General features: G+C 26.0%; 14 protein-coding genes. 2 read left to right on the forward strand and 12 right to left on the reverse strand.

Features of this window, described 5'->3' with window-relative positions:
- Positions 1 to 5 precede the first annotated feature (5 nt).
- The 11 genes from ACYQ44_RS03670 to ACYQ44_RS03720 form a co-directional block, all read right to left on the reverse strand.
- Complete coding sequence (locus ACYQ44_RS03670) at positions 6 to 1,226, reverse strand: M20 family metallo-hydrolase (protein WP_459995307.1); 1,221 nt, start codon at positions 1,224 to 1,226, stop codon at positions 6 to 8.
- A gap of 426 nt (positions 1,227 to 1,652) precedes the next feature.
- Positions 1,653 to 3,035: a DegQ family serine endoprotease gene (locus tag ACYQ44_RS03675; RefSeq protein WP_459995308.1), complete on the reverse strand. Its 1,383-nt coding sequence runs from the start codon at positions 3,033 to 3,035 to the stop codon at positions 1,653 to 1,655.
- 78 nt (positions 3,036 to 3,113) lie between these two features.
- A complete protein-coding gene (locus ACYQ44_RS03680) occupies positions 3,114 to 4,583 on the reverse strand; it encodes an ATP-binding cassette domain-containing protein (protein ID WP_459995309.1) in 1,470 nt (489 codons plus the stop codon).
- 10 nt (positions 4,584 to 4,593) lie between these two features.
- Entirely contained in the window at positions 4,594 to 6,342 is a 1,749-nt protein-coding gene (gene uvrC / locus ACYQ44_RS03685) for an excinuclease ABC subunit UvrC (protein WP_459995310.1), read from the reverse strand.
- Positions 6,308 to 7,111 carry a GGDEF domain-containing protein gene (locus tag ACYQ44_RS03690; RefSeq protein WP_459995311.1) on the reverse strand — a complete coding sequence of 268 codons (804 nt, stop codon included), beginning with the start codon at positions 7,109 to 7,111 and terminating at the stop codon, positions 6,308 to 6,310. The genes uvrC and ACYQ44_RS03690 overlap by 35 nt, the downstream gene beginning before the upstream one ends.
- Positions 7,068 to 7,583: a DUF501 domain-containing protein gene (locus ACYQ44_RS03695; protein WP_459995313.1), complete on the reverse strand. Its 516-nt coding sequence runs from the start codon at positions 7,581 to 7,583 to the stop codon at positions 7,068 to 7,070. The genes ACYQ44_RS03690 and ACYQ44_RS03695 overlap by 44 nt, the downstream gene beginning before the upstream one ends.
- Positions 7,550 to 8,395 (reverse strand): 50S ribosomal protein L11 methyltransferase, encoded by an 846-nt coding sequence (locus ACYQ44_RS03700; protein WP_459995315.1) that lies wholly within the window; start codon positions 8,393 to 8,395, stop codon positions 7,550 to 7,552. Before ACYQ44_RS03700 ends, ACYQ44_RS03695 begins: the two co-directional genes overlap by 34 nt.
- A 433-nt stretch (positions 8,396 to 8,828) precedes the next feature.
- The gene (locus tag ACYQ44_RS03705; RefSeq protein WP_459995316.1) at positions 8,829 to 9,524 is read right to left on the reverse strand and encodes a permease; all 696 of its coding nucleotides are present in this window, start codon (positions 9,522 to 9,524) and stop codon (positions 8,829 to 8,831) included.
- On the reverse strand, positions 9,521 to 9,997 hold the full coding sequence (locus ACYQ44_RS03710) for a permease (protein ID WP_459995317.1): 477 nt from the start codon (positions 9,995 to 9,997) through the stop codon (positions 9,521 to 9,523). Before ACYQ44_RS03710 ends, ACYQ44_RS03705 begins: the two co-directional genes overlap by 4 nt.
- A 76-nt stretch (positions 9,998 to 10,073) precedes the next feature.
- The gene (locus tag ACYQ44_RS03715) at positions 10,074 to 10,703 is read right to left on the reverse strand and encodes a Crp/Fnr family transcriptional regulator (RefSeq protein WP_459995319.1); all 630 of its coding nucleotides are present in this window, start codon (positions 10,701 to 10,703) and stop codon (positions 10,074 to 10,076) included.
- Positions 10,704 to 10,720: 17 nt separating this feature from the next.
- The gene (locus ACYQ44_RS03720; RefSeq protein ID WP_459995320.1) at positions 10,721 to 11,290 is read right to left on the reverse strand and encodes a hypothetical protein; all 570 of its coding nucleotides are present in this window, start codon (positions 11,288 to 11,290) and stop codon (positions 10,721 to 10,723) included.
- Between the two features lie 134 nt (positions 11,291 to 11,424).
- Here ACYQ44_RS03720 and ACYQ44_RS03725 point away from each other — a divergent pair, with 134 nt between their 5' ends.
- Positions 11,425 to 12,810 carry a pyruvate carboxylase subunit B gene (locus tag ACYQ44_RS03725; RefSeq protein WP_459995321.1) on the forward strand — a complete coding sequence of 462 codons (1,386 nt, stop codon included), beginning with the start codon at positions 11,425 to 11,427 and terminating at the stop codon, positions 12,808 to 12,810.
- A gap of 28 nt (positions 12,811 to 12,838) precedes the next feature.
- Here the strand turns inward: ACYQ44_RS03725 and ACYQ44_RS03730 are convergent, their stop codons facing one another.
- Complete coding sequence (locus tag ACYQ44_RS03730) at positions 12,839 to 15,259, reverse strand: TolB family protein (RefSeq protein ID WP_459995322.1); 2,421 nt, start codon at positions 15,257 to 15,259, stop codon at positions 12,839 to 12,841.
- A gap of 373 nt (positions 15,260 to 15,632) precedes the next feature.
- On the opposite strand from ACYQ44_RS03730, the gene ACYQ44_RS03735 reads away from it, so the two are divergent.
- Entirely contained in the window at positions 15,633 to 17,261 is a 1,629-nt protein-coding gene (locus ACYQ44_RS03735; RefSeq protein ID WP_459995323.1) for a radical SAM protein, read from the forward strand.
- Position 17,262: the final 1 nt, after the last annotated feature.

A 17,262-nucleotide genomic window follows, 5' to 3' on the forward strand; every position in this document is an offset into this window, starting at 1 on the left:
ACCCCCTATAAATTTGACATTAATTTTGCATAAACCTTTGTATCTTCTATTAGATGTTCTATTTTTATATATTCATTAGGTTGATGAGCCATGTGATCCATAGTTCCCCAAACAACTGCAGGTAATCCTTCATGTCTCAAAATTGCTGCACATGTCCCTCCGCCTATTCCGCCAACAAATGTTTTTATCTCTCTTAAACCTTCTATTACTTCTTTTAATTTTAATACCATTGGATGATCTGCCGGAGTTGGTTCTGGAGCTTTTTCAATTTGTGGAACTTCAATTGATATTTTTACACCAAACTTATTTTCATATTTTTCTTTTATATTATTTACATCATTTAAAATTTCATTTAAATCATATTGTGGTAAAATTCTACAATCAAAATACATTATATCTGTGCCTGGTATTGTATTTACATTATCTACATTATGTTCTTTTTTAGTTGGTTCAAATGTAGAAATAGGTATTCTTCCAAACATTTTATCAACAGCATTATATTTTTCATGTAAAAATTCATCTAATTCCCTTGCAAAATATATTGCCGCTCTATGTGCATTTTTTGCTACATTTGGAGTTGAGGCATGAGCTTGTTTACCTTCAGTAAATATTTTTAACCATAATATGGATTTTTCAGCTATTTCAATAAAAGAGCCCTCTTGATTTCCAGAATCTGGAACATAATACCAGTCATCTTTATCAAAAATTTTTTGTTTTAATAAATATTTAATACCAAAATCACTTCCTGTTTCTTCATCTGAAACAAAAACAAGTCCAACATTATTTTTAGGTCTAATGTTTAAATCCATTAAAGTTTTTACTCCAAATAGCGTGGCTATTAATGAACTACCATTATCTTCTGAACCTCTTCCAAATATTTTCCCATCTTTAACAACAGGATCAAAAGGATCATGTTCCCATAGAGTCAAATCTCCTTCAGGTACTTTATCCATATGTGTAATAAACCATATAGTTCTTTCAGGATTCGTACCTTTATATAATGCTACTATATTTGGTCTAAATCCATATTTAACTGCATCATCTGGCGCATCATATCTTTTAATTTCATCGAATTTTAGTTTTTTTAAATATGATTCTAACCACTCAGCAACTTCTTTTTCGCCAGGCCCTCCTGCTCTAGGATTTACTGAATTTATTGATACAAATTTTTTCAAAGCATTTATAATTTCATCTTCAATTTTTTCAACATAATTGATAATAGCCATTTTAATCCTCCCTTTTAATTAGTTATACAAATTAATTATACCATAATTTATATATAAAATAGACTAGATAATAGCATTTCCAAAAAGTAAGATAATAGAGCGTCTAAAAAGTCTAAAATGAAATGAAGACTCAAAGATTGCCCTTAAAATTATGAATGTAAGACGTCAAAATTACATAGATGTAATTTTGAGCGAAACAATACACGATGTATTGTTTGAGCGACGGGTGAGAATGAATAATTTTAAGGATTAGCAATCAAGCTGTCTGAATGAATTTTACTTTTTAGAGAATACAGTCTTGTAAGCTAAACTAAAACCATAAATTTCCTAAAAAAATATTATATTTTCAATATAATTATAACATAACTTTATTATTCTTAAAATATAAAAAAAGCAAGCCCGTTTTCTAGGCTTGCTTTTTTTATATTATTTATTTCCCAAATAACTGAAATATACAGACATTCTATAACCATCTCTATAAACTATAAATCCTATATAATCACCTTTTTTAATTTTTGATGCTAATTTCTGGAAATCTTTTATATTCTCTAATTTTGTACCTTTTCCATTTACATACATTTCCATAATAATATCGCCTTTTTTGATATTTACGTATTGTGCTTCTGAACCTTCTTTTACATCTTCTACCATTACACCATACATATCTTTAGGTAATTTATATTCATTTAAATCTTCTGGAGTTAAATCCCTTACTTTCAATCCTAAATAATATTCTTCTGTAGACTTTGCATATTCTTCTCTTTCCGCTAAAACTATTTCATAGGTTATTTCTTTTCCTTTTCTATTTACAACCACCTTTACCTTTTCACCAGCTGGATATGTTTTTACAATATATACTAATTCATCAGCACTTTCTATTTCTTTATTATCTATCTTTACAATAACATCTCCTGGTTTTATTCCTGCTTTTTCTGCAGGAGAACCTTTTTCAATATCACTAACAAAAGCCCCTTTTGTTACTTTTAATCCAAATGTTTTAGCCAAGCTTTCTGTTACATTTTGTATGTAAACTCCTAAATAAGCTTTTGATACTTTACCTGTATTGATTAAAGATTCAGCAAACCTTTTTGCGAAGTTAATAGGTATAGCAAAACCCAAATTTTGTCCTTCAGTTGGATTTACTATTGCTGTATTTATTCCAATAACTTGAGCATGTATATTTAATAAAGGACCTCCACTATTCCCAGGGTTTATGGCAGCATCTGTTTGTATTAAATCGGCATAATAACCATTTCCATCAGGTTTTGGTATTTTTCTGTGCACAGCACTTACAACACCTAATGTAACTGTATGTTTAAATCCTAATGGATTACCTATAGCAACTGCCCATTCGCCAATTTGAATATTATCAGAATCTCCTAATTCTATTACAGGTAATTCGTCTTTTGTTTTTACTTGCAAAACTGCTATATCCAAGTCTTTATCTCCACCAACATAATTTGCTTTATATTTTTTCCCTTTTAATGTTGTTACAGTTATTTCATCTGCATTTTCAACAACATGATAATTTGTTAAAATATATCCCCTCTTATCAAAAATAAATCCTGTCCCCAAAGCTTTAAATTCTCTATCTTGTGTCCAAGGTGATTCCCCAAAAAATCTTTTATAAAATTCTTCAAAAAATGGATCTACTGTAGTTTGCCTATGACCTACTGCTTCGATATTTACAACAGCTGGTGCTGCTTCATTTACAACATTAACAACTGGTGAAACATAATTAGGATTTACAAAAGCAAAAGATGATGTAATTATTAATAACACTGCCATTGCAAGAATAACTTTTTTCATTCTTATCACCTCCATTTTTATGACTACGTTATAAATTTTTACTCTATTTCCTTAGAATTTCCTTAGAATATTTTTAATTTATTCTAACAAAATTTTGTTGATTTTATAAAGTATTTCATGATTTGTTTCCATATCTCTATCAAAAACATTTTTAAATGTAAATTTTTCCTTTATTTTTAATGGTTTTCCTGACAATATAAATATATTTTCACCTAAATTTGAAACTTCAAAAGGATCATGAGTTACCATTATAATAGTATATCTCTCTTTTTTTTGAATATTTATCAATTCTTTTATAATTTTATACTTTGTTGAAATATCCAATGAAGAAAATGCTTCATCCATTAAAATAATATCTGGATTATACATAATTGCTCTTAATAAATTTACTCGTTTTTTCATTCCACCAGATAGTTCATCTGGATATTTTTTTAAAATATTTTTTTCTAAATTCATAGATACTAAATATTTTTTTATATCTTTTAAATTTATATTTTTATTAATAAGTTTAATGTTTTCATAAACACTTAACCACGGGACCAATCTATCATCCTGAAAGACATATCCGATTTTTCCTTCAATATATATTTCGCCTTTTTCCTTTTCTAATATTCCTGATAATATATTTAATATTGTAGTTTTTCCTATACCAGATTCTCCTAGTAAAATATTTATTTTTGATTTTTCAAAAACTATATCAAAACCAGATAGTATGACGTTATTTTTAAAACTTTTGTTCAAGCCTTTTATAATAACATTTTGTGAATTTTTTTTATCTTTTATATTAATTCCTTCATATGATGTATTGTTTATTATATTATCTTTTCTTATTTTCAGTTTTGAAAATCTTTTTAATAATTCTTCTGATATCATTCCAAAAATAGCTAATAATATTGTATATGCAAAAACTCTATCTGTATTTAATGCTATTTTGGAAAAGGAAAGACTAACACCTAAACCTCTATCTCCCGCTAAAAATTCACCAACAACTACGGATTTCCACAAACTACCAGAAATCACATTTATTGTAGACTTTAAGAAGGGGATTATTGAAGGAAAATAAATTTTAAAAAGTATATCTTTTTTACTAACTTTATATACTTTTGCCATCTCTAATAATTTTTTATCAGTGGATTTTATACCTTCAGCTATATTTAAAACTATTACTGGAAAAATAACCATAAAAGAAACAAAAATCGGTGTATAAAACCCTATTCCAAACCACAACATTGATATTGCAATATATGAAACTACTGGAGAACTTTGAATAAGCATTAAAAATGGCCTAAATATTTCAAAAAAATGTTTGCTTAATCCAGCTAAAAATCCTACTGGGATACCTATTAATAGAGAAACAATAAATCCTAGAACTATTTTAGAAAATGTATTAAACAAATCAAAATAAAATAAATGATCCATAAAAAGCCTTGCTATTTCTTCAAATACGTTTTGAGGATATGGTATTAGTAAATTGTTATCGGTAATAGAGGCTATTATCCACCACAATAATAAAAGTAAAAATATTCCAAAAATTGTGTTTTTTTTCATATAATCACCATCAATCAAAAAATTCCTTTATTTTTTTTGAAATTTTTTCATTATTAATAATTTCATTAATTTCTTCCCATGTTGCCTTTGAAATCCCTTCCAAAGAACCAAAATGACTAATAAGTATTTTTTTTCTTTTAGGCCCTATACCAGGAATATCATCTAATTTAGATTTCTCAAAACGTTTTGAACGTAATTTTCTATTAAAAGTTATTGCAAATCTATGGGTTTCATCTCTCATAAATATGAGCATTCTTAAAACCGGATGATCAAGAGGAAGACGCAAGTCATCAATATCTCCAGGGAATACTATTCTTTCGTCTTCTTTTGCTATTCCTACTACATCTACATCTGTATAACCTATCTCTTCAAGTGCTTTTACAGCTGAATTTACTTGACCCTTACCCCCATCAATAAATAATAAATCTGGTAAGGGATGTTTTGTGTATCTTTTTTTAATAACTGTTTTTATTGATTCAAAATCATTAGGTTCTTTAAACTCATCAAGTCTATATCTTCTATAATCTTCTTTTTTAGGCTTTCCGTTTTCAAAAGTTATTAAAGAAGCTACAGTATACATACCTTGTAAATGAGAAATATCTATACCTTCCATTCTATATGGAATTTTTTTCAATGAAAGAATTTCTTTTGCTTGTTTTAAAGTATTCCCTAAATCTGCTTGTTTTTTTACTTCTTCTTTTAAATTTCTGTTTGCAATTGTATATAATTCTTCACTTTCGTCCTTTAAATTTTTAATATATTTTAATCCTTTATTTTTTAAATAATTTAATATATCCTTTTCTAAATCATTATTTAAATCTTTTATCCATATTTCCAAAGGAATTATATTACCCCTAACTATATAATATTGATGTAGAAATTCATTTAACCCCTCTTCTATGGTAAAGGTTAATTTAGAAATAATATATCCTTGCCTAATTATCAATAAAACAACTATAGGATATTCTTCATCCTTTGCAATTATATCAACGTTTTTATCATGTATCATTTCTACTCCAATTGGAATAAACAATCTATCAAATTTATATAACAAATCCCTTAATTGAGCTGCTCTTTCGAAATTCAGTATTTTAGCATATTGATGCATACTTTCTTCTATATATTTTCTTATTGATTTTATATTTCCTTTTAAAAATCTTCGTACTTTATTAATAGATTTTTTATATTCTTTCTTATCAACATCAACGTAACATGGTGCAAAACATTTTTCTAAATGAAATAAAAAGCATGGTTTTGATTTTCTGTCTAAATTTCTTTCACAAGTTCTTACTTTATATACCCACTGTATTATCTCAATTATTCCTCTTACCATACCAACATTTGAATAAGGACCAAAAAATTCTGCTTTTTCTCCTTTTTTTGTTCTTACAAGTTTAATCTGTGGGAAATCTTCTTTAGTTATTGCAATATATGGGTATACTCTTGCATCTTTTAATAATATATTATATTTAGGCTTATGTGTAAATATTAAATTTGATTCTAAGATAAGCGATTCATCTTCAGTTCTAACAACAATATAATCCAAAAATTCTGCTTCTTCTACTATTTTTTTTACCTTTTCATTCTTTTCTTGATTGGATTGATTAAAATACGAAGATAAGCGATTCTTTAATTTTTTTGCTTTTCCAATATATATTGGTTTTGAATCTTTTCCCTTAAAAATATATACACCTGGCTCATTTGGAATATTTTTTAAAACGCTTTTATCTAGCATGTTTTCTCCTCTTTTTATTTTCATACATATTTTTATCAGCTTTTTCAAACATTTCTTCTAATTTAACATTGTCATCTTTTAATTTTATAAATTTTCCTGCCGAAACTGAGATATTATATATTTTCAATTCTTTTTTTATTTTCTCATCTATTCTTTTTATTATTTCATCTAGCACCTTTTCATCAGACGAGTTAACTAAAATAACAAATTCATCTCCTCCATATCTTATGGCAAGATCTGATTTTCTAATCGATTTATTAATAATTTCTCCAACTTTTTTCAAAACATAATCCCCAGATTTATGACCAAAATTATCATTAACGGGTTTAAAATTATCAAGATCCAATACTATAAGTCCAAATTCCTTTCCTATATACTCTTTTAATTTAACAACCTTGGGTATAATTTCAACAAAATATCTTCTATTGAGCAATCCTGTTAAAGAATCTGAAAATATGTATTTTCTAGCTCTAAGCATATCTCTAAATGAAAAGATCAAAGTTATTCCAAAAAGAATGTCATTCATAAATAATATGTTTATATTAAAAAGACTTACAATACTAAACAAATATATTAAAATATCTGTTATTGGAGATGTTATATAGAGTCCAAATCTAATTATCAAAATCGCTAAAAATCTTATACCAACATTTACAACATGCACATTATTACCTAACAGTGCATTTTTTATTATAGATAATATCCCAAAGAAGATTAAAATAAATATTACAACATGTGTTCTAATATCTCTATAATAAACAACAGATGCAGTTCTCACATTCCTTCTTTTCAATGTTTTTCCACACCCTTTCGCCTATAGGGTTTTTTGTGCCTCCTAGATAAGAAGCTAATTGCAAATGTAAGCATTTTATAGTTTCAAAATTACTAATTCCACCTATACCTATATTTTCTAATCTTTTTTTTATCCAATCTGCTTCATCTGTCAATAAACCATTTCTCTTTTCTTTTTCTTCAAAATGTGCCTTTATATATTCTTCCTTTAATTCTTTATTATTTTTTAATTCTTCTTCCCATTCTTTTATTTTCCCAATTGATTCTAATTTTCCTACCTCTTTTATAAGATGGGGACATGTTAACCAATATAATGTTGGGAAAGGTTTATTATCTTTTATAGGGTAGCTTTCAATTACTTGTGGTTCACCAAATGAACATCTTTTAGGAATAGATAATATTTTATTTGGTTCTCTATTTATTTGTTTTTTTACAATATCTATATCCTTTTTTGTAGGAGTAGTGATATCCATCCATTATCTTCCTCTCTTGATATTATATTATATTCTTTTTGAAATATTTTATTAATCATTTCATCTTCTCTTTCTTTATTTATACCAGACAATATTAAAAATCCATTTTCATTTAATACTTTGTCAACCTTTTCATCATCCATTAATCTTAACAATATTGGAACTACAATGTTCGCTATTATAATATCATATTTTTCCTTTTCTCCAACAACATTTAATAAATCAGAATGTTTTACCTCTGCATTTACATTATTTAAATTAAAGGTTTCCTTAGCTTTTTCTACAGCGAGCTTATCATAATCAAGGGCTAAAATTTTTTCTGCTCCATATAACCTTGCAATTATTGATAATATTCCCGTTCCTGTTCCAATATCTAAGACATCTACACCTTTATTTATAACTTTAACCAAGTTTTTAGCCGCTAATTTGGTTGTAGGATGAAGACCTGTTCCAAAAGCTGTTCCTGGAATTATTTTTATTGTTTTAACATTTTCTGGAATATCATATTTTTTTTGAGGATCTGGTATTATCCATATCCCTTTAATAAACTCAAATGGTTTTAGCGATTCTCTCCATGGCTTTAACCATTCATCTTCAGAAATACTCTTTTTTGTAATTAATTCCAACTTATTTTGTAAAAAATTTACTACATTATTTTCCGGTTGCTTTTGATTGATATATACTTTTACAACATTTTGACCTTTTGTTGGTTTATCAATATAATAATTTTGAAATTCAAACATTGAAAAAAATGTTTCTATTTCATCTTCCAAATTCTCTGGTAAAACAAAAATATATTCTATAAATTCCATAATCTCACCTCAATATTAAGTATATCATTATCTTTTAAATTTTTCTAAAACGTGGTATGAAAATAACAATACATACAATTAAAAAACTAAATTACTATATTACTCATATTTCCACGATTAATCTTTTTATAACATCTTGCTTTCAACGTTAACTCTAGACAAAAAAATCGGGCTTTTGCCCGTTTTTTCTAGACGTTTATTCAATTTAATTCCTCAATATATTTCGCTTTTTTACCAATAAAAACAATTATAAACTTTTTCTGAGTAATTTGGTATTTTTAGATATGTTCTTAATCCTTCTTTTTCAAATGTCATGAATCCTAGATAAAATAACAATGATTTTATATCTTTTATTTCAATACTGAAATCTAAATTATAATTACGTTCTATTTTAAACTTGATGAAAAATACTTATATACTTTATCTATGAATTTTATGCTATCTTTTTTGTTTTTTGTCTGATAACGCAGTCGTCTATTGTCACTTCTCCTTTTATAACTCCTTCTGCAAATAATTTACAATTCGCATATCCGCATGCTCCACAATTCATATTTGGTAAATCATTTAATACCTCTTTTGTATTTTTATATATAAATTCTGTATTTGATATTTCATTCAAAATATCCTCTCTGTTCACTAATTTTTCCATAATATATCCCATTAATAAAATAGCTGGTATTGTTAAAACATATCTAGTTAATGCAAAAGATACTCCAAGAAAGCTTGACTCTACCATAAACATAACAACCTTAACTACTGCCCATGAACTAATTATTATAACTAAATTCGCAACACTAGCTCCTTTTAAAAATAAAGCCTGAGCAACTGGAAAAGCTGCATATATTGGCCCTGCTGATATTGCACCTGTAAATATTGATAAAAGTTTACCTTTTATCCCAGATTTTTTTCCAAAATGTTTCATTATAACTTCTGAAGGCACCCACACCGTTATTAATGAAGATATAATAAGAATAGGTGGCATAACTTCAATCATTTCTATAAGAAATCCTTTAGTCATTTCTAATCCTTTAAAAAATATTGTTGGTTTTACAAAAAATACTATAGCATAAAGAACTATACTGATAAATATTAACTTATTATTTTTTATTATATCTTTCATTTTTGTCATAATATCACCGCCATTCCTGAAGCTATTAATATTGCAGCAACAAAACTTATCCACAATCTATGTAAAGTGAATTTCTTTCCAAAGTATTTTATTTCTACTGGCATAGTTGCAAACCCTACCATTGTTAATGTTGTTATAAATGCTGCAATTGCTGTTAAATTTGCTCCGCTTTGATAAAGAGATTTAGATAATGGAAAGGCTATAAAAGCTGGTATTATTGTTAAAGCCCCTATAATTGCTCCATAAATAGTGCTTAAAAATTCATTTGAATTTCCAAGTAATTGCTTTATTAATTCTGGTGGCAATATAGCTAAAACTAAACCAACTAATGCCATAACTCCTATTATTTCAATAAATGTTTTTACAAGTAAATTCTTTGATAAAACAAGACTTTCTTTTGTTTTATCCTTACTTTTAAAAATTGACCAAGTTAAAAATATCAGAGCAATAATTACTAAAATTATCGTATTCATTTTTCCTCCTCCTTCTTTTTATGTATCCTTATTATATTAAATAAAAAAAAATAATACTGTGATTTTAGTCACAGTATTATTCAAAAAAAGCTTTATTTAATATTTTAATATGATTTTTATCTATTATCTCAATAATTTTTTCTTCTTCCAATTCTTTCATTTTTCTTGAAACAACTTCTCTTACACTTCCGATATCATTTGCTATTTTCTGTTTCGATTTAAAATAAATTATCTTTGAATTCTGTTGCTTGGATAATAAAATAAAATATTTGATAATTCTTTCTTTTATAGATTTTATTATAAGAATATCTATAACTGTTGACAAATTTAGCATTTTCTTAGATATTTCATTTAAATACATAACAAGAAAATCTTCATTTTTTTTAAATAAATACAAAATTCCCTCTTTCGAAATTTCCAATACTTTTGATTTTTTTTCTGCTATTATAAAAGAAGGATAACACTCATTAGCAAATATCAATCCTTCACCAAAACTTTCATTTTCACTTATATACTTTAGAACCTGCTCATTTCCTTCGGATGTAAATTTTACAACTTTTAATTTTCCTTCAATCACTATACTCATTTGTTCTAATTTTTCATGCGGTGAATGTAAAATTTCATTTTTATCAACAATAGAAATTTTACTATAATTTTCTAATTTCTTCTTCAAAGACATTATTTCTTTTATTATCAAACTATTCATCATTTTACTTCCAAAAATCAACCTTTAGTATCAAGTATTTTTCCCCATGTAATACTACCAGTATACACTAATTTTCCTTCAGAATCATATGAAGTAAAATATCTAACATATACTTGAGCCATCTTTCCTTTAAACATCGCTTCTTTTATAATTTCTCTTGCATGCTCACCTTCATGTGCATTTATAAAAAGAAATGAAGCACTTTCAGGTACTGCAGTAGGATATTGAAATGAAACTGCTCCATCGGGAGAATTATCTTGCAAATATATTTTATCTTCTTCAAATGAAGAATTTTCTGTTTCTTGATTCTTAGTTTTAGGAGTATTTTTTTTATATTCTTTCCTTGATATAATACTTATTGTACTTTCTTTATTTATGTCTTTTATTGAAATTTTTCTTTCAGCATTTTTCAATTCTCTTTCTGCTTCTTCAATATTTCCAGATTTTATTAAATTATTAATATCCCCAATCTTTAATAGCAAATTATTATCTTTGCTATTAATAGCTTTTAATAATATTCTTCTTAATTTTGATTCCAAATATATGCCCCTAGAATCATTTGAAGGTATATAATTACTTATTTTCATTATTTCCACCTTCTAATATAATTTTACTACTTTATTTTTCTATTTCCAAATATTAATTCCTATAATAATATTTAACATATATCCTTAACTGTTTTTTAAAAAAAGAATGTTTTAATTATTATGGAGGTGGAATTATGACAAAATTTGTAGATACCACTTTAAGAGATGGGCAACAATCAATAATTGCAACTAGAATGAAAACAAGCGAGTTTGAACCTGTTTTGAATAAATTTGATGAAATCGGGTTTCACTCTATGGAAGTATGGGGTGGTGCAACATATGATGCCTGTATACGTTATTTAGACGAAGATCCATGGAAAAGATTGAAAATTATTAGAAAAAAGTTAAAAAATACACAAATCCAAATGCTCTTAAGAGGACAAAATATTGTTGGATATAGAAATTATGCCGATGATGTAGTTGAACTTTTCGTCAACAAAGTTGCAGATTATGGTATGGATATAATCAGAGTTTTTGATGCTTTAAATGATATTAGAAATTTAGAAAAAAGCATTGAAATAGCTAAAAAAAGAAATATACATGTTCAGGGAGCAATTTCATATACAATTAGTCCTGTTCATAATCTTGATTTTTATTTAAATTATGCAAAAGAATTAATAGAAAAGGGTGTCGATTCTATAGTTATAAAAGATATGGCAGGATTATTAACCCCAAAAATGGCTCATAAATTGATTTCTGAACTAAAGAAAAAATTCAATATACCTATTGAACTTCATTCACATAATACTGCTGGCATGGCTTCAATTGCTTATCAAGCTGCAATTGATGCAGGTGTGGATTATATTGATACTGCTCTTAGTCCTTTTGCTAACGCCAGTTCTCAACCCGCAGTAGAACCTTTTAATTTTGCTCTTGGAGAACCATTGAATTCTGATTCTTTATATGATTTAGCAAATTATTTTTGGGGCGTTAGAGAAAATCATAAAGAGAATGATATGAGAATGGTTTCAATTGATTCAAGAATTTTAAAAGCTCAAATACCTGGCGGAATGTTTTCTAATTTAGTATCTCAATTAAAAAGTCAAAAGATGTTACATTTATTAGATGAAGTATTAAAAGAAGTTCCAAAAGTTCGAAAAGATTTAGGATATCCGCCATTAGTTACACCTACAAGCCAAATTGTTGGCGTACAAGCAGTATTAAATGTTATGTATAAAGAAAGATATAAAGCTATTACTAATGAAGTAAAAAATTATCTAAGGGGTATGTACGGAAGACCACCGGCTCCTGTTGATAATGAATTATTAAAAAAAGCCTTAGGTAATGAAAAACCTATAATATGTAGACCCGCTGATTTATTAGACCCCGAAATTGAAAATGCAAAAGAGGAAATTGGAGCTTTAGCAAAAAATGATGAGGATTTACTAACTTATATATTATTCGGAGAGGTTGGGAAAAATTATTTAAAGAAAAAATACGAAAAGGAAATTCAAGTTGATTTTGGATTAGTCGAGGAAAATGAAGAATTTTCTGAAGACGAAAGTGTATATCCTGTATAAAATAAGACTCAAGCGAGTAGCTTGAGTCTTATTTTATTATCTCTAACGGCAAAGAAAATTTTAACCAATAGAAAGATGTAATTTCAATATTCATAGAAATTGATAAATTAGTTTTTTTTGTTTTTAAATTATAATTAAAATTTACATTTCCATTTATACCATCTAATCCATACTTCCCATCTAACATATATAAGTAAGGATTCCATATTTTTTTAGATAGAATTATCCCTGGAATTAAATTTCCAAATGTATCATAATAGACATATGGTTCTGTTTTGAGATCTAAAAAATTAAACGATGTTGATTGTTGAATGTAATAATAATTATTTTTATATCCCAATATAGTATTAGATTCATAAAAATCCTGATAGTTTATTCTATAAGGACTTTTCATAAGATTTAAATTTATTTCATTATTCTTTATTTCAAAATTTTCTATATAAATATTTGAATTAAAAAATAAATAATTCTTATTCTTCATGAAAAATTCAAAACTTTTGGAAATATTTATACTGGTATATAAATTACTATTGATATATTCAAACTTTACAAAATTTTCTGTATATTTATTTAGATAAAAGCCAAATATTGGAGTTACGGTATTAAAATCAGTTAATATTGCTCCGCCTATACCGTAATTTAAACCTTCGCTCAAAGATATATAACCTAATCCATATTTATTATTTTCAAAATATGGGAATATAAAATTATATTTTAATTTTTCCGTATAATTCTTTATATTTTTAATTTTTGAACTTTTAATATTTGTAAAATCTATTTTTGTTAAATCCAATTTTATTGATTTATTTATAGATTCAGATTTTATTTTTTTTATATTCATTTTAGATAAATGATAGCCATTAGAATCATAAAATAAAAAGTACATATCATTATTTAATATAATAGGATAAAATGCTCCATATATATGTTTTGTTAACTTCATAAAATTATTATTATTCAAATTCAATGCATAAATATTAAATATATGATCCTCATAATTAGCTGAGTAATACAAAATATTATCTTTAACAAAAATATTCATTTCTATATACTTATCATTAGTTAATTGAATTATTTTTTTTGTTTTTAAATCAATATAAAATATATCATTTTGATTTTTCATTATTCCTGAAAAATAAATTTTATCATCTGAATAATAGAAATCATTTATTGTATATTTCCCATAATCTAATAATTTTTCTTTTTCACCTGTGATAATATTTTTTAAAAATATTGCTGTTAATCCTTTATCTATTTTAGAGTATACTATTTGTTCATTTCCAACAAAACCAAAATTTGCCACTCTAGTATCAATTAATGTATCAGATATTGGACAATCACATTTTAAATATAACGAATTTATATTTCTTTCATTTTGATTTGAAACTAAATATAAAATTTTCCCATTCTGTGAAACATCAAAATCTCTTACATTAGGAATTATTAATTCATTATTTTTATATATTCCGCTTCTTTCATTTGATGATTCTTTATAATAATAAATATCTTTATAATAATAAATATCTTTGCCATCTGTTTTTAGATTTGATGTAAAATGATAAGCGTTATTCAATTTATTATAATTATCTATATATCCTTTTTTTAATAAATCCAAATATTTATTTTTATATTTTACTTTTATGTATAGTAGAAAATCATTCCATTTTTCTCCTGTAACTTTTTCAAAAGCTGTGCTTATTGTGCTGAAAAATAAATGTGAATTTATTTCTTTTATAATATTTTTTAATACTTCTTCACTATATTTTTCGGCTATTTCCTTTGTTAAAATAGATCCATACATATAATTAAATCCGGCTGGTGACCAAACATCATTTTGTGGAGAACCTCCTAAATAATATCTCGGATAATTTTTTTCTAAGATTTCTGCACGTATGAACATATTAAATAAATCATTCTGAAAACGACCTTTGAAATACTTACTCTCCATATATACCGATAAACCTTCATGCAAATAACTTGGATCCCAATTTAGCATTAATGCTTTTTTTATTTCTTTATATGGAATCCAAGAAACATATTTATTAATCATATTTCCATAAAATATATGATTTAGTTCATGAGAAAAAACAAAGCTAATCCAATCTTGTATATTTTCTGTTAGTCCATACTTAGCTTTAGGAGTATTAATATATAATCTTATTATGTTCAATGGAGGAATTGCAAATGAATTTACAAAATCAACATCATCAAAGATAAACACAGTTATACTTCCAGGATTAGTTTCATAGAATTTCGAATAATCATTATACAATTCTTCTGATACATCTTTTAACTCTTCATAATATGTGTAAAGATTTTCTCCAAAAATAAATTTAAAATGTTTTGTATTTCCAACATAAGCTTTTTCTGATATATTATATATAGCTTGTTCAGAAAAAATCAAAATTGATAATAAAACTATAATAATTACTATGAATATTTTTTTCATACATCACCCCCGAAATAAATCTTATATTAAAGACTGTATTCTCTAAAAAGTCAAATTCACTCAGACAGCTTGATTGCTAATCCTTAAAATCATTCATTCTCAGCCGTTGCTCAAACAATACATCGTGTATTGTTTCGCTCAAAATTACATTCATGTAATTTTGACGGCGTACATTCATAATTTTAAGGGCAATCTTCGAGTCTTCATTTCATTTTAGACTTTTTAGACAACCTAATTATATTAGATTATATCAAAAAATTAAAATTTAATAAAAAAATTAAAACCTAATTGTGTTTATGTTATAATATAATTGATTATTTCCATAATTTAAAATAAGTTACCATGTTCAAAAAAACTAAAAGGAGTTTTTAAATTGAAGGCTGTAATTATAGATGGTTATGTTGACGAACCTGCTATTTTAGGTGTTCCCCCATATGTCTCTACATATATTAGATATGCTGCAGGCGCTTTATATTATCATGGAATAGATGTGGATTATTTCACTATTGATCAAGTTAGAGAAAATAAAATGTGGCAATCATTTAATCATTATGAATACTTAATAATAATTGCCGGAGTTACAGTTCCAGGACATTATCTTGGTGGAACTCCAATTTCTTTAAGTGAGATAAATAAAATATTTTCATTAAATAAAGAACCGTTAAGGATACTAGGTGGGCCAATTGTAAAAGGATATACATTAACTGGCGGAAAATCTGCTATTAAAATAGAATCAGAATATATAGATTACATGGTTGAAGGAGATATAGAAAAATTTCTTTTTACTTATCCTGTATCAGATGAATTCAATTTAAAAGATAGGTCAAACTATGAATTAATTTTAAAAGTCGCTCCATTAGGTTCTGAAATTTTAAAAAAACATCCAAGGTATCCAGATATTATTGTAGAAATGGATGTATCACGTGGATGTGAAAGAAATAACGGTTTTTGTTCTTTTTGTACAGAACCATTAATTAATGGGAAATATAGAGAAAGACCTTTAAAAGATATTTTAGAAGAAGCAAAAGCTATATATAATACTGGAGTGAAAAATTTCAGATTTGGAAGAGCAGCAAATTTTCTAGCATACGGTTCATTAATAAATAATGGAGAACCAAACATTGAATTATTTAGTGAATTATACCAAGAAATGTCAAAAATATCCGATGTTCTTCACACAGATAATGCAAACCCTGCATATATTATTAAACATAAAAATAAAATAAAAAAAATATTGGAAATCATAGTTAAATATAACACAGCAGGTGATATATTATCTTTTGGTGTTGAATCTTTTGACAAAAATGTTGTTGTGAAGAATAGAATAGATATTTTACCTGAAGATTCTCTTGAAGCAATTAAGATTGTAAATGAAATCGGGAGTATTCGGGATGAAAATGGAATACCAAAACTATTACCTGGTATAAATTTATTATTTGGTTTAATTGGTGAAACTAAAGAAACTTTTGATATAAATAAAAAATATTTAGAAAAAATCATGAATGAAAATTTACTAATAAGAAGAATAAATGTCCGTCAAGTCATGTCTTTTCCTGGAACACTAATATATAATATAAAACCTAAACAACGCAAAAAAGAATTTATTAAATTTAAAGATTATATGGAACATTATAATCATGAAATGATAAAAAAAGTTTTCCCAATTGGCACTATTTTGAAAAATTTAATAATTGAAGATATTAAGGGTAAAATATCTTTTGGAAGACAATTGGGAACTTATCCTGTAAAAACAGGAGTTATAGGCAAATATAAAATATTAGATAAAATTAACGGAATAGTGGTTGACCATGGTTCGCGTTCTATAACTGCCTTAAAATATCCTTTTAATATTAACACCGCTACGATAGATGAATTAACTTCTATTAATGGTATAGGTAAAAGAACTGCAGAAAATATTGTTCTTAAAAGGCCTATAGATAACCTTGATAATCTTGAAATTTCTGAAGAAACTAAAAAAATTATAAAATTACTCAGGAGGTGAT

This window comes from Marinitoga arctica (assembly GCF_054657315.1).

Bases quoted from the DNA above. Each gene is read 5' to 3' on its own strand.
- ACYQ44_RS03670 (WP_459995307.1), bottom strand. From the start codon at position 1,226: ATGGCTATTATCAATTATGTTGAAAAAATTGAAGATGAAATTATAAAT.
- ACYQ44_RS03675 (WP_459995308.1), bottom strand. From the start codon at position 3,035: ATGAAAAAAGTTATTCTTGCAATGGCAGTGTTATTAATAATTACATCA.
- ACYQ44_RS03680 (WP_459995309.1), bottom strand. From the start codon at position 4,583: ATGAAAAAAAACACAATTTTTGGAATATTTTTACTTTTATTATTGTGG.
- uvrC (WP_459995310.1), bottom strand. From the start codon at position 6,342: ATGAAAATAAAAAGAGGAGAAAACATGCTAGATAAAAGCGTTTTAAAA.
- ACYQ44_RS03695 (WP_459995313.1), bottom strand. From the start codon at position 7,583: ATGGATATCACTACTCCTACAAAAAAGGATATAGATATTGTAAAAAAA.
- ACYQ44_RS03700 (WP_459995315.1), bottom strand. From the start codon at position 8,395: ATGGAATTTATAGAATATATTTTTGTTTTACCAGAGAATTTGGAAGAT.
- ACYQ44_RS03705 (WP_459995316.1), bottom strand. From the start codon at position 9,524: ATGACAAAAATGAAAGATATAATAAAAAATAATAAGTTAATATTTATC.
- ACYQ44_RS03710 (WP_459995317.1), bottom strand. From the start codon at position 9,997: ATGAATACGATAATTTTAGTAATTATTGCTCTGATATTTTTAACTTGG.
- ACYQ44_RS03715 (WP_459995319.1), bottom strand. From the start codon at position 10,703: ATGAATAGTTTGATAATAAAAGAAATAATGTCTTTGAAGAAGAAATTA.
- ACYQ44_RS03720 (WP_459995320.1), bottom strand. From the start codon at position 11,290: ATGAAAATAAGTAATTATATACCTTCAAATGATTCTAGGGGCATATAT.
- ACYQ44_RS03725 (WP_459995321.1), top strand. From the start codon at position 11,425: ATGACAAAATTTGTAGATACCACTTTAAGAGATGGGCAACAATCAATA.
- ACYQ44_RS03730 (WP_459995322.1), bottom strand. From the start codon at position 15,259: ATGAAAAAAATATTCATAGTAATTATTATAGTTTTATTATCAATTTTG.